Genomic DNA, 12,702 nt, shown 5'->3' with positions numbered 1-12,702 from the left:
TAATCTGAATTTCCGCAAGCGAAATGTGGACCCTGCTGGCGTGCTTAGCCATCGCTAGGAGTGAAGCCACGCGCGAACGATCTCGTCTCGGCGCCCTCATAGTCGAGAGGCGCAAGAGGGCTGGCCTGACCCAGGGTGCGGCGTCCCTTCTGCTAAAACGCCCGCAGTCAGTCCTTGCTGAGATTGAAGCGGGCCGCCGACGATTGGACGTGACCGAACTCTTGGACCTGGCCGAGATACTTGGCTTTGCGGCATCAGAGGTGGTAAGCCGTCTAGCAGAGGAGCGGCAGCCCGGGTCAAGCGCCGACACAAGCGAGCACTAGGAGTCGATAGGGGTTAACTCACATTTGGCTCGCGGACCTAAATATCCGTTTCAGGTAGAAACCGGACGGGCCGCTACCGGGCACGCGATAGCGGAAAGCTGCCCTTCTTCCATTGAAAGCGGCATGCGGAGGATCCCAGCTGGCGTTAGCCAACTCTTCGAAAGCTCACTTCTCGGCGACCGACCGAGGCGTAGCCTCAGCGGCAGGCGATGCGATGAACCGCTACTATCGCTGACGCGGCCTAATCGACCGACTGCGTGGGTACGACCCGACGAAAGACCTCTTCGAGTTCCGCCTGAGCTGCATCGGCAGCAGTGCGCGCCGCCCGGAGGCGAGGGAAATATCCGTTCCACGTTCCCTGATTAACTTGAGCCATTGCCTTCTGCATTCCCTCGTCAGCCAAGCGGCCTAATGCGTCCTGCGTTCGGGCAAGCTTCTTAAATGCGCCGTCGAGCTCCAGTCGTTCTTCCGGCGTCATTCTCTATTCCGATAGGTAATGAAGTGTGGCTCACTGCCAAGCCAGCGTCGCACACCTATCGGCATCCCGCAATGGCTCGGAAGAGGATGGCAATTCCTTGCCTAGCTTGCAGCGATTGGCTTTCTGTCACCTGCGAACCAGTTGCGGCGCCTCTGGCCATAAAGTGCCTCTGTTGATTCGTTGAGTTCCTCTGGACCCTTCCATCTCTCGGACATGTGCAAGAGCGCACCATTGAGGCGCCGGACGACTCGATCCTTTGTCGTTGCTGGACTGTCGAAAACCTGCCGGCTCAGTTCGTGAAGTTTGAAGAATGGTGCGCCGATCGCGATGTCCACCACAAGCTCGGCATTCTCTGCCTGCCGATCGGAGTCGTAGGCACCGTGAAGGACGGATATGCACGATACGATAGCGTCGCAAACCGTAAGTGTGTCTTGAAACCCAAGACCGCCTAGGCGGTCGGTCAGCGCGGCAAACCGCTCTTCGCGAAACATTTTACTTGCTGTCCCGCGGATCAGCCTCGCCTCGCGTACTGCGAAGTCGTCCTTCTTTGACCAGAACTCGCTCGTGCCCGCATCCACCAACTTCATCGAGACTGCTGCCTTGCCTCGCAAGTCCTGAGATGTGTGGGCCTCCGCCTCGTCCTCAAACACGATGATGTTGCCTAGGTGCGGGTCCCCGTGCACCACTCCAGCCGAGTGCAGGTGCCTGAGCGCCTGCACATATAGTCGCCAGACCTTTATGCGCGTACGCACGCTTGGAGACGTCGCCATCCATTCCTTTCCCGAGATGCCGGCGACGAGCTCCATCACGGCGTATGGGTGGCCGTTCAGTTCGCCGAAGAAATGCGTGGTGACGACGAGCGGGTGATTCAACGCGGCGATCTTTGCCGTCTCGTGCCTTGCCCGGTCCCGACCACGCGAGTTCCAAAACTTGACCGCGACACTGCGTCCAAGCTGCGCGTCCTTGGCCTCGTAGACAGTTCCGTTAGCTCCTTTGCCGATGCCGCGTACGAAGGTAAAGTTTGGTATTTCTAAATACGGGGCGCTCTTCGGCTCTGTGTCCATAATCATTCTTTCTCGTAAGGCCAGGCCAGGGGATCGCCAATGTCGGAATTCGCAACTGCGCGCTGCCCGCCTTCCGAATGCCCGGATTAGTCGAAGATGAGCTCTTCTATTATCGGGGGAGATAAGCTGCCCAATTTCACCGCGCAACGGCTTAGATCCTGACGCCCGAACGCAAATGAACCAATGGCCGTGATTACGAGACCTGAGGCGTGCGCAAACTGACCATTTGTGGATCGCATCAACTGCCGGGGGGGGGGGCGGCTAAACCGATAGCGGCCCATCTTCTGGTTGGGACGCCGGTAGCGAGGATCGAACATCCCAGACATCAAGTGCAATATCGGCGAACCAAAGCTGCCGCCGGTCCACTGCCGCTGAGTTCCAGACTGGCGCAGGGTCGAGCCGCTTCATCGCGCGGGTAATGCGGTCGTTGGTCCCGACCTTCAAGCGCGCCGCTTGGCATCGAGACAACAGGAACTTCGACGACGGGTAAACGCCGCACTTTTGCGAATACGGTGCATTGCTTGCTACGATGTTGACACTCTTTTCGAGCAGCATCAAATTGCCTAGGCATTGAATGTAGCTCTCGTCGCGAGCGTTCTTCCCGAACTCCCCGGCCGCGGCCGGCGTCGAGCCCTGTGCCAAGATGTGTTCGACCTCATTGCTCGACAGCAGGTACGTGGACAGTGCCTCGTAGCCCTCGCGCCCGTATGCTTGGATGTCGACGTGCTGAACGATCTTAGCCAAGAGGTACTTCATTCTAAAATGCCGCACATCCGAGGTCGTCAGTTCTTGCAACGCTTCGAGAAAGTCTTCGCCGTGCGCGCGCTTCTCGGCAATGACGAAACCCTGTTCGAAGGCGGAGAACTCAGCTTCGGTCTCAACGCTCCGCAATACGCGCGCGGCAGCCGTAACCGCGCGTTCGTAGTCTTTGGCCGGGACCCCGGCAAACAGCCACACGCACATCACCTGCTCGATGCCGTTGCACAACCGGGTGAAGAGCGGCGCCGGTAGGTGCCGGCCGGCGAGCAGGAGCACATAGTGCTGCTTAATTGCGCTGCCACCGAGCGCACGGGTATTAAGCAGTCCATGCTCGCTCGTGCCGCGCGGATTTTCGCCCCTAGAAAAGCGCGCATAGGCTTTCGCACCCGCTTTCAGAGTCGCCGCGAAGCCAAGCGGGTCCGCCGAATGGTTGGTCTGCGACGCAGACTTGGTTAGCCAGTCGTAGATGTCCTCCTCCCGGAGCTTTGCGTCCTTGACGTCGTAATTCGCCAGAATGAAGTAGCGAAGAAAACGCAGCGGCTTCTCCGACGCGTCAAATAGCTCTTGAGTCAGCTCTTTCCACTCAACCTTCAGTTTGGCGAACTGCTCCGGTCTGGCCTTCATGAAAAGCAGGTTCTTCAGCAGGTCCATACCGTCGAGCCCCGCCCCGCGATCGTTGATGGTCTCGAAGATCTTGAGCGCGCGGCTGACGCTCGGAGTTTGGATCCGGATTAGCTTAACTTTGGTGGCGAAGTAGCCGTAAAAGCGCTGCAGCATGGCGGCGTCACCTCCGAAGTTGTCGCGGAGGAAGTCGCGTATCGTCTCATAGGCGTTGGCCAAGTTGCGGGTCGATCGCGTTGCTGTTCTGTCGCTCGGCTGCCGGGCCTCACCGTAGTCGGATAGCACGCCGCAAGCGTCTTCGTATTGCAGATCAAGGCGAATCACGTGCTTGGTGTCCCCTCGCCAGTCCATGCTGCTGGAAGAAATCTGATCTTTCAATGTCGGAGGAACTGCTGCGCCGGCAGCCACGAAAGCGTCACGTAGTGCGCAGAGCGTCAGGAAGCTGGTCGTAGTACGTTGTTGTCCGTCAATCAGATCAAAATGACCGTCTTGCGGCTCCCAGACGACAATTGTTCCGATGAAATACTCCTCGACATGCTCAGGAGTGGCAGCCTCGAACTCGCTATATATATCTTGCAAAAACTGATCGACTTGGTCCCCACCTTCTCCATTCGGACCCTTCTCACCCCATACATACTCCCGCTGATAGTCGGGAACGCGGTAAAACGATTGAAAGACCTTGGCTAAACTGAGGTCTTCTGAATCGATCGTCTTCGACATGGTGTGTAATCCCCTGAATTGCGCAACTTGTAAACGAGTGCTCGGTCGGCGGCTAGGGTCAGGGCACATTGATGTGAGCGTCGCGATCTGATGCAGTGTCCACAAGGAGACCGCGGAGGAGCGACTTGTACTGGTTGACGGATGAGCAGATGGCGCGCCTGCAGCCGTACGTCCCCAAGAGCCATGGCAAGCCGCGGGTCGATGACCGACGGGTGCTGAGTGACCTCGTCTTCATCAATCGCAACGGACGGCGCTGGTGTGATGAACCGAGCGCGTTTGAGGCCTGCAGCAACCCACCGGACGTTACTTAAACGAATCTTCACGCTGAGACCCAGGACCGTCTCACATCTATAAGTCCGGTAAGCTGCTCCAGCTGGCGAAAAGAGCGGTTTTCTGGGATTTTGGTGGTGGACGCACTTGGGCTCGAACCAAGGACCCGCTGATTAAGAGTCAGCTGCTCTACCAACTGAGCTATGCGTCCACGCCGTTGCCGCGCTGCCTCGGGAAGAGGCGGCCCCGCACTCGGGAAGCGCGCTGTTAGCAGGACGGGCGGCGGGCGCAACCCCTTTTGTCGCGGCGACGTGCGCTTTCGTGCGTCACCAGCGTGCAGAGCGACGGCTCTGGCGGTCTATCGACAGGAGGATGCCGATGCAAAGCAGCACCGTCATCTGTGCCGATCCCCCGAAGCTGACCAGCGGCAGCGGAATTCCGACGACGGGGGCCAGGCCCATCACCATCGACAGGTTGATCGCGACGTAGAAGAAGATCGTCGTTGCTAGGCCAGCGGCGGTCAGCTTGGCGAAGCGGGTGTTCGCGCGCTGGCCGACGTTGAGCCCCCAGCGGACGACCAGCAGAAACGCGACGATCAGGAAGATGCCGCCCATCAGCCCCCATTCCTCCGCCATCGTCGCGAAGACGAAGTCGGTATGGCCCTCGGGGAGGTAGTCGAGGTGGCTCTGGGTGCCGTTGAGGAAGCCCTTGCCGAAGATCCCGCCCGACCCGATCGCGATCTTCGACTGGCTGATATGATAGCCGGTGCCAAGCGGATCGCTTTCGGGATCCATGAAGATCAGCACGCGATGGCGCTGGTAGTCGTGGAGCAGGAAGTTGACGGCGAGCGGCGCTGCGACCGCGAGCCCGACGACTCCGCCGACGAACAGCCGGAGCGGGACGCCCGCGAGGAACATGACGGTCGCACCGCCCGCGCAGATCATCAGTGCGGTCCCCAGATCGGGCTGAAGCATCACCAGCGCGGCGGGAAGCCCGATCAGCACCGCTGCGGGCCAGATCGCGCCGAACCGTCGCGTCTCGGCCGGAGGGAGCATCTCGTAGAAGCGCGCGACGGCGAGCACGATCGCGACCTTCATCAGTTCGGAGGGCTGTAACCGGATGATGCCGATGTCGAGCCAGCGCTGGCTGCCGCCGCGTACCGCGCCGAGCAGTTCGACGAGCAGGAGCATGACGAGAAGGAGCAGGTAGACCGGGATCGCGCCATGTCGCCAGACGTCCTCCGGCACGCGCGACAGCACGATCGCGCCCGCGACGAGGACGAAGAAGCGAATCCCCTGCGAGAACGCCCAGGGGCGCACCGAGCCGCCCGCCGCGGAGTAGAGCACCACCAGCCCGAACCCGCCGATCGCGAGGATGAGCAGGATGATGCCCCAAGGGAGGGCGGCAAGGGGCGCGGGGACGATCGACGGGCGACTCATGGATGGTCCTTGGCGCGTGCCGGAGTGCTTCGCGTCTTGGGGGCGGGTAGAAGAAGGCAGTGCTTCGACGGGCTCAGCACGAACGGGGCGGTGCGCGGCGTGCTCCCGTACCGCCCAGCGCGGCGCGCCGACATGAGGCTGTGGCTGGGCCGCATCACGGCTGCGGCTCGGGCGAGCCGACCTGTGCGGGGCCACCGGTCGCTTCGATATCGTTGACCACCGCGGCGGCGCTGGCGTTCGAAGCGTCGGTCGCGGCCTCGACCGCGGGGGCCGAGGTGGGGGCGGGGGCGTCGGTTTCGGTCGCGAGAGCCTGATCGGGCGGGGGGGCGTTGGCGGCGGCGCGATAGGCGGCTTCCTGCGCGGCCATGCGGGTGCGGATGTCGCCGCCCCAGGTCGGCTCGACCTCGGCGAGGCTCTTCAGCGCGCGTTCGCGATCGAACAGGTAGGTCATGATGTCGCGCCCGATCAGCGGGGTGTCGAGGTTGCGGACGGTATGGCCGTTATGCTCGAGCACCACCGCGGCAGCGTAGCGGGGGTTCTCGGCGGGGGCGAAGCAGACGAACAGCGCGTGGTCGCGCAGCTTGAACGGCAATTGCGCATTGCCGAGCACGCCGGTGCCGCGCTCCGCCATCGTGATGCGGCGGACCTGCGCGGTGCCCGTCTTGGCGGCGAGGCTGATGCCGGGAACCTGGAGACGCGACGCGCCACCGGTGCCGCCGCCGTTGACTACGCCGAACATCGCCGCGCGGACGATGTCGAGATGTTCGGGCCGGACCGGCAGCACCGCGGCGTCGCGGTGGACGTGGCTGGCGAGGATGCTGGGCTGGAGCGCGCGTCCGCTTGCGATCCGTGCCGCCATGACGGCCAGCTGCAACGGGTTGGCGAGAACATAGCCCTGGCCGATCGAGGCGTTGAGCGAATCGGCGACCGTCCAGTTCGCCTTGTACTTGCGCTGCTTCCACGCGCTGTCGGGCACGGTGCCGTAGCGCTGGGTGGAAAAGGGCAGGTCGAACTTCTCGCCCAGCCCGGTCATCCGCGCGATCGGCGCGATCCGGTCATAGCCGAGCCGGCGGACCATCTCGTAGAAATAGATGTCGCACGACTGCATGACCGCGTTCTTCATGTCGAGCGGACCGTGGCCGCGGCGTTTGTGGCAGTGGAACACGCCGTTGCCGAAGCGCATCGCGCCCGAGCAGAACACGCGCTCGTCGGGGCTGACCCCCGCTTCCAGCAGCGCGAGCGCGTTCATCGGCTTCACTGTCGAGCCGGGGGGATAGAGCCCCTGCGTGACCTTGTTCATCAAGGGCACGTGATCGTCCTCGCTCAGCATCTTCCATTCGAGATGGCTGATCCCATCCGAAAAGCTGTTGGGGTCGTAGGCGGGCATCGACACCATGCACAGCATCTCGCCGGTGCGGCAGTCGAACACCACCGCACTGCCCGAATTGGTGCCGAGGCGGCGCGCGGCATACTCCTGAAGGCCCGCGTCGATCGTCAGGCGCGCGGTTTGGCCGGGCACGTCGGGCTTGGTCGCGAGCGTCTTTACAAGCTTGCCGCGCGCAGTGACCTCGACGCGCTTGGCGCCCGCCTGCCCGCGCAGGCCCTTCTCAAGCTGCTTTTCCAGCCCGTCCTTGCCCAGCTTGAAGCCGGGGGTGACGAGGAGGGGGTCGCGCGTGGCCTTGAACTGTTCCGCATTGGCGGCGCCGACATAGCCCGTCAGGTGCGCGACTGCGGCGCCCGCGGGATAGCTGCGCGCGAAGCCGCGGGTGGGGGCGACGCCAGGCAACTCGGGCTGGCGGACGCTGACCGCGGCGAACTGTTCCCAAGTCAGGTCCTCCGCGATCTGGACGGGCTGGAATCCGGCGGCCTTTTTCAGGTCGGCGTCGATCCGCAGCATGTCGTCGTCGGTCAGCGACAGGATTCCGCGGAGCATCGATAGGACCCGGTCCTTGTCCTCATCGGGCATCCGGTCCGGAATGATGTCGACGCGAAAATCGGTCCGGTTGTTGGCCAGCGGCAGCCCGTTGCGATCGACGATCCAGCCGCGGCGCGGGGGCACCAGCGTCATGTTGACGCGGTTGCTCTCGGACAGCGCCTGATAGCGCTCGTTCTCCGCGATCGCGAGCCAGCCCATCCGGCCGATCAGCATCGCGCCCATGCCCGCCTGCGCGGTGCCGAGCAGCCATGCCCGGCGCGAGAAGGTGAAACCCTGGCTGGCCTCGGTGACGACGCGCGGCCCCCTCATGCCCCGATCCTCATGCTAAGCCGCGCTTGCGATCGAGCCACGCGACGATCCGCGTTGCGAGCGGAAAGGCGAGGATCGCGATCGCGATCTGAACGACCAGCGCCGCGTCGACATGCGCGCCGAGCGGCAGCGCGATCACGCGCCCGCCGACGAGGCAGAACGCGATCACGCTCGCCGCGATCAGCCAGTCCTGCCCGAAATCGCGGAACATCGTGCGCTGGTCGACCAGCTGGATCGCGAACGCGCCGAGCTGCCACAGCAGCATCGCGCTGCCGAGCGGCTGGCCGCTGACGAGATCGTCGAACAGCCCGAGCAGCGCGGGCGCCCACAGCCGGAGCGACAGCGGCGCGGACAGCCGCCACGCCAGCAGCATCAGCAGACCCATCGGCGGCAGCAGCGGCAATCCCGCGACCACGGGGACGATCGTGACGAGTGAGCCCACCATCACTGTCGTCCACGGCAGCAGGCGTGCGCGGGCGGGTGGCAGCGGTTGGGCGAATGGGTTGCGGGGAGGCAGCGTCACGGCACGGTCCGGCGCGGGGCGGGCGGGGCGGGCATGAACGCGTGCTCGACGATCGCGAAATCGAGGATGTCGGGGCGCGCGAAGGGAGCGGCCAGCGCGGTGTCGCGGTGCGGGGTCAGCACGCGCGCAACGGGCGTGCCCGGCGCGTAGATGCCGCCCGTGCCCGAGGTGACGAAGACGTCGCCGGGGCGGAAGCCGGCGTCGGCGGTGTCGACCGAGCGGATGTCGAGCTGGCCGTCGCCGCGCCCCGCCGCGATCGCGGGCTGGCCGTCGCGGGTACGGCGGACGGGAACGATGCTCTCCGCATCGGTGAGGAGCAGGACGCGCGCGGTGTTGGGTCCGGTCTCGACGACGCGGCCGATCAGGCCCTCGGGGCCGCGGACCGGCTGGCCCTCGCGCACGCCCTGCCACAATCCGGCGTTGAGGAGGCCGAAACGGCGCGTGCTCGCCGCGGTGGAGCTGACGATCCGCGCGACGGCGACCGGCGCGTCGCCGGCATCGCGCAGCGCGAGCAATGTGCGCAGGCGCCGATTATCATAGGCGATGGTGCGCGCGCGCATCAGTAGCGGGCGCGCACGATCGAGCTCGGCGCGCAGTGCGGCATTCTCGTCATGGACGCGGAAATAGGTGCCGATCGTCTCGGGAACCGACGCCACGGCGCGCACGATCGCGCCGAGCCCGGTCGAGACGGGCGTGGTGATCTCGGCGACGCCTGATCGCAGCGCGGCGAACGCGGGGGGATTGAAGGTGGACAGCGCGAGCAGCACCGCACCCACCACCGCGCCCGCAATGGCAAGCACATAGCTTGCGAAGAGTGAATATTGCGCCCGCCGCGAGAAGCCCGGGCGCCGATCCCGCGACGGCGCCATGCCTTAGGTCCTGTGGTGGAGCGCGCCGCGCTCCGCTTCGAAAGTCAAGGACCGGTCCTTAGTCGTGCGAAGGGCAGGCGTCGCGTGGAAATTGTGCGACGCCCCGATCTCCCCGCTTGGGCTGAGCCTGTCGAAGCCCTGCCCTTCTTGTCCGGCCGTTGAAAGAGGGACAGCCCTTCGACAAGCTCAAGGCGAACGGGTGTAGCGGCCCGAGCGCGAATCTCAGCTGCTCTGGAGCACGCCGCGGAACATCGGGTCCTCAAGCGCGCGGCCGGTGCCGAGCGCGACGCAGGTCAGCGGATCCTCCGCGACCGTCACCGGCAGGCCGGTCTCGTCGCGCAGCACCTCGTCCAGCCCCTCGAGCAGCGCGCCGCCGCCGGTCAGGACGATGCCCTGGTCGACGATGTCGGCGGCCAGTTCCGGCGCGGTATTCTCGAGCGCGACGCGGACGCCCTCGACGATCGTCGCGACGGGCTCGCTCAGCGCCTCGGCGATCTGGCCCTGGTTGATTTGGATCTCCTTGGGCACGCCGTTGACGAGGTCGCGGCCCTTGATGTGGATGATCGTGCCGATGCCGTCCGCGGGCGGCTTGGCGATGCCGACCTGGTGCTTGATCCGCTCCGCAGTCGATTCGCCGATCAGCAGATTGTGGTTGCGGCGGACGTAGCTGACGATCGCCTCGTCCATCTTGTCGCCGCCGACGCGCACTGACGTAGTGTAGGCGAGCCCGCGCAAGCTCAGCACCGCGACCTCGGTCGTACCGCCGCCGATATCGACGACCATGCTGCCGATCGGCTCGGTGACGGGCATCCCCGCGCCGATCGCGGCGGCCATCGGCTCGTCGATCAGCCACACCTGACTGGCGCCGGCGTTCGACGCGGCGTCGCGGATCGCGCGGCGCTCGACCTTGGTCGATCCCGAGGGGACGCAGACCACGATCTCGGGCCAGCGCATGAAGCGGCGCTGGCCGTGCACCTTGTAGATGAAGCTCTTTATCATCTGCTCGGCGACGTCGATGTCCGCGATCACACCGTCACGCAACGGGCGGATCGCCTCGATGTTGCCGGGCGTCTTGCCCATCATCAGCTTGGCGTCGTCGCCGACCGCCTTGACGCGCTTGACGCCATTGATCGTCTCGACCGCGACCACCGACGGCTCGTTCAGGACGATGCCCTTGCCGCGCAGGTAGACGACCGTGTTCGCGGTCCCGAGATCGATCGCCATGTCGTGCGACATGAACTTGAAGAAGCGCGAGAATGCCATGAGTCGTTTCATTCCGTCCCGAATCGCCGGCAATCCGGCGTAAAGCGCCTATGTGTCTCGCGAGGAACCGCCGCAGGCGGCGACGCCCGAGCCCGGAAATCCGGGCCGCCGGGGATCACGTCTTGCGGGGTCGCGGGATGCGTCCGCTTGGTCTAGGGCTTGCCCCATGTCAATACGCCGCCTCCCCGCGCATCTGGTCAACCGTATCGCGGCCGGTGAAGTGGTGGAAAGACCCGCCAGTGCGTTGAAGGAGCTGGTCGAGAACGCGATCGACTCGGGCGCGACGCGCATCGCGATCGCGCTCTCGGACGGCGGCACGCAGCGGATCGAGGTGACCGACGACGGCTGCGGGATGAGCCCGCAAGACATGGCGCTGGCGCTGGAGCGGCATGCGACGTCGAAGCTGCCGACCGAGGACATCGAGCAGGTGACGACGATGGGCTTCCGCGGCGAAGCGCTGCCCTCGATCGCGAGCGTCGCGCGGCTGACGCTGGAGAGCCGTGTGCGCGGCGCGGAGGGCTGGGCGCGGGTCGTCGACAATGGCGACGTGGTGCGCGAGGGGCCGGCGGCGCTGCCGCCGGGGACGCGGGTGGTGGTGGAGGACCTGTTCGCGCGGGTGCCGGCGCGGCGCAAGTTCCTGCGATCGGCGCGCTCCGAATATGCGGCCTGTCTCGATTCGGTACGCCGGCTGGCGATGGCGCGGCCCGATATCGCGTTCACGGTGGAGCATGACGGCCGCCGCGTGCTGGCGGCGACGCAGGCGGAGGACCGGCCGGGGCGAGTCGCGGCGCTGACCGACCGCGCGCTGGCGGACAATGCGGTGACGATCGACCTGGTCCGCGAGGGCGCGGTGCTGGGCGGGGTCGCGAGCCTGCCGACCTATAATCGCGGGGTGGCGGACCATCAGTATCTGTTCGTCAACGGGCGGCCGGTGAAGGACCGGCTGCTGATGGGCGCGATCCGCGGCGCCTATGCGGAGATGCTGCCGCGCGACCGGCACGCGGTGGTCGCGCTGTTCCTCGACCTCGCGCCGAGCGAGGTCGACGTGAACGTCCATCCGGCCAAGACCGAGGTGCGGTTCCGCGAACCCGCGATGATCCGCGGGCTGATCGTGTCGGGGCTGCGGCAGGCGCTCGATGCGGCGGAGCATCGCAGCGTGCAGCGGCCGAGTGCCGACGCGCTGGCGATGTGGACGCCCGAGCCGATGCGCGACGATCCGCGCCCGGCCGACATCTTCGCGATCGGGGCGTCTGTCCAGGATCGCCGCCCGACCTTCTTCGCGCCGCCGCCGCAGGCGCGTGCGGAGGCGGCGTGGGCGCCGCCGCCGGAGACCGTCGATCATCCGCTGGGCGTCGCGCGCGGGCAGGTCGCGAAGACCTATATCGTCGCGGAGGCGGAGGACGGGCTGGTGCTGGTCGACCAGCATGCCGCGCACGAGCGGCTGGTGCTGGAGCGGATGCGCGCGGCGCTGAACGGCGGGCGGGTGGCGTCGCAGGCGCTGCTGCTGCCCGAGGTGGTCGAGCTCGACGAGCCCGCGTGCGACCGGCTGGAGGCGCGCGGCGAGGAGCTGGCGGAGCTGGGACTGGAGCTGGAGCGGTTCGGCGTGCGCGCGATGCTGGTGCGCGCGACCCCCGCGCTGCTGGGGCAGAGCGATCCGAGCGGGCTGGTCGCCGATCTGGCGGACGAACTGGCGGCGTTCGACCAGGCGCTCTCCTTGCGCGAGCGGCTCGATGCGGTGGCGGGGACGATGGCGTGCCACGGATCGGTGCGCGCCGGGCGCGTGCTGTCGGTCGCGGAGATGAACGCGCTGCTCCGCGAGATGGAGGCGACGCCGCATTCGGGGCAATGCAACCACGGCCGGCCGACCTGGGTGAAGCTGGCGCATGGGGATATCGAGAAGCTGTTCGGGCGGCGGTGAGGCGGCGGCGGTGTGGGTATGGCGGTGCCGCGCCTATAATCGAACGAATGACGACTGACGCCCACGCCCGGACGCTCAGGCTGGTGATCCGGGCTCCCGTTAGCGGCTATTCCTTAAACGCGATCTTTCCCGTTTCGTCGTCTCTGACAGGCTATTTTAGGAACCAGCAATCGGGAACAGATTTTGGGAAAGGGATGCCCCGGACGGCTT

At 65.6% G+C, this 12,702-nt stretch carries 10 protein-coding genes, 1 tRNA gene and 1 pseudogene; 3 read left to right on the top strand and 9 right to left on the bottom strand.

Annotation, left to right across the window (positions count from 1 at the left end):
- The first annotated feature begins 23 nt into the window (after nt 1-23).
- Nucleotides 24-323: a helix-turn-helix domain-containing protein gene (locus tag ACV7NO_RS15115; RefSeq protein ID WP_463406783.1), complete on the top strand. Its 300-nt coding sequence runs from the start codon at nt 24-26 to the stop codon at nt 321-323.
- A 241-nt stretch (nt 324-564) separates the two neighbouring features.
- Here the strand turns inward: ACV7NO_RS15115 and ACV7NO_RS15110 are convergent, their stop codons facing one another.
- The 3 genes from ACV7NO_RS15110 to ACV7NO_RS15100 all read right to left on the bottom strand — a co-directional run bounded on the left by ACV7NO_RS15110 (nt 565) and on the right by ACV7NO_RS15100 (nt 3,965).
- Entirely contained in the window at nt 565-801 is a 237-nt protein-coding gene (locus ACV7NO_RS15110; RefSeq protein WP_463406782.1) for a hypothetical protein, read from the bottom strand.
- A gap of 101 nt (nt 802-902) precedes the next feature.
- Nucleotides 903-1,871 (bottom strand): protein kinase domain-containing protein, encoded by a 969-nt coding sequence (locus ACV7NO_RS15105; RefSeq protein WP_463406781.1) that lies wholly within the window; start codon nt 1,869-1,871, stop codon nt 903-905.
- 255 nt (nt 1,872-2,126) lie between these two features.
- Nucleotides 2,127-3,965, bottom strand: coding sequence for a DUF262 domain-containing protein (locus tag ACV7NO_RS15100; protein WP_463406780.1), 1,839 nt, complete (start codon nt 3,963-3,965; stop codon nt 2,127-2,129).
- A gap of 95 nt (nt 3,966-4,060) precedes the next feature.
- On the opposite strand from ACV7NO_RS15100, the pseudogene ACV7NO_RS15095 reads away from it, so the two are divergent.
- Nucleotides 4,061-4,243 (top strand): annotated as a pseudogene (locus ACV7NO_RS15095) (transposase); the annotation flags it as partial.
- A gap of 127 nt (nt 4,244-4,370) precedes the next feature.
- Here ACV7NO_RS15095 and ACV7NO_RS15090 read toward each other — a convergent pair.
- The 6 genes from ACV7NO_RS15090 to ACV7NO_RS15065 form a co-directional block, all read right to left on the bottom strand.
- Nucleotides 4,371-4,446: transfer RNA gene (locus ACV7NO_RS15090), tRNA-Lys, on the bottom strand.
- Between the two features lie 115 nt (nt 4,447-4,561).
- The gene (gene rodA / locus ACV7NO_RS15085; RefSeq protein ID WP_463406779.1) at nt 4,562-5,674 is read right to left on the bottom strand and encodes a rod shape-determining protein RodA; all 1,113 of its coding nucleotides are present in this window, start codon (nt 5,672-5,674) and stop codon (nt 4,562-4,564) included.
- Nucleotides 5,675-5,828: 154 nt separating this feature from the next.
- Nucleotides 5,829-7,919 (bottom strand): penicillin-binding protein 2, encoded by a 2,091-nt coding sequence (gene mrdA / locus ACV7NO_RS15080; RefSeq protein ID WP_463406778.1) that lies wholly within the window; start codon nt 7,917-7,919, stop codon nt 5,829-5,831.
- A 10-nt stretch (nt 7,920-7,929) separates the two neighbouring features.
- Nucleotides 7,930-8,442 (bottom strand): rod shape-determining protein MreD, encoded by a 513-nt coding sequence (mreD, locus tag ACV7NO_RS15075; protein ID WP_463406777.1) that lies wholly within the window; start codon nt 8,440-8,442, stop codon nt 7,930-7,932.
- Nucleotides 8,439-9,242 (bottom strand): rod shape-determining protein MreC, encoded by an 804-nt coding sequence (gene mreC, locus ACV7NO_RS15070; protein ID WP_463406776.1) that lies wholly within the window; start codon nt 9,240-9,242, stop codon nt 8,439-8,441. Before mreC ends, mreD begins: the two co-directional genes overlap by 4 nt.
- A 291-nt stretch (nt 9,243-9,533) precedes the next feature.
- On the bottom strand, nt 9,534-10,574 hold the full coding sequence (locus ACV7NO_RS15065; protein ID WP_463407372.1) for a rod shape-determining protein: 1,041 nt from the start codon (nt 10,572-10,574) through the stop codon (nt 9,534-9,536).
- Between the two features lie 166 nt (nt 10,575-10,740).
- Here ACV7NO_RS15065 and mutL point away from each other — a divergent pair, with 166 nt between their 5' ends.
- A complete protein-coding gene (mutL, locus tag ACV7NO_RS15060) occupies nt 10,741-12,492 on the top strand; it encodes a DNA mismatch repair endonuclease MutL (RefSeq protein ID WP_463406775.1) in 1,752 nt (583 codons plus the stop codon).
- Nucleotides 12,493-12,702: the final 210 nt, after the last annotated feature.

This window comes from Sphingomonas sp. Ell38C01 (assembly GCF_055231975.1).
This window is presented reverse-complemented; position numbering and strand designations above follow the sequence as displayed.